1 protein-coding gene is annotated in these 398 nt (G+C 59.8%); it reads right to left on the reverse strand.

Going from position 1 to position 398, the window contains the following annotated elements; translation table 11 throughout:
- Positions 1-398: MFS transporter (locus tag E3E33_RS10765; RefSeq protein WP_167731704.1), on the reverse strand; the 398-nt coding region annotated here is incomplete at both ends.

The raw sequence follows: 398 nt of genomic DNA on the forward strand, positions 1-398 counted from the left end.
GCCGCGCTCTTCGTAGCAATAGCGGCGCTCGAGGTCAGGAAGGCGACGAGAAAGGTTAGAACGCCGAAGAAGGCCATCAGGGCGAGGAAGTTCGCCACCGCTAAGTTCACCGAGCCGACCTCGATTGAGAGCCTCGCCTTACTTTTTTTCTCCTTAAGAGTTCTGAGGGAGACAACGAGCGGGACTCCAACGACCGAGCTCATAACGGCCAGAATCGGGAAGGCATAGCGCCAGCCGAGGTTCAAAGCAACAGGCACGACGAGGAGGGGAACTATCCCGGAACCGACGGGCGGGCCGAGCATGAAGACGCCGAGGGCGGAACCCTTCCTCGCTCCGTAGGTTTCCGCTATCAGTGCTGTCGCAGGGGCATAGTAGAGGCCGGAGAAGAAGCCGTAGAG

Origin of the sequence: Thermococcus sp. GR5, from assembly GCF_012027535.1 — an archaeon.
Lineage (GTDB): Archaea > Methanobacteriota_B > Thermococci > Thermococcales > Thermococcaceae > Thermococcus > Thermococcus onnurineus.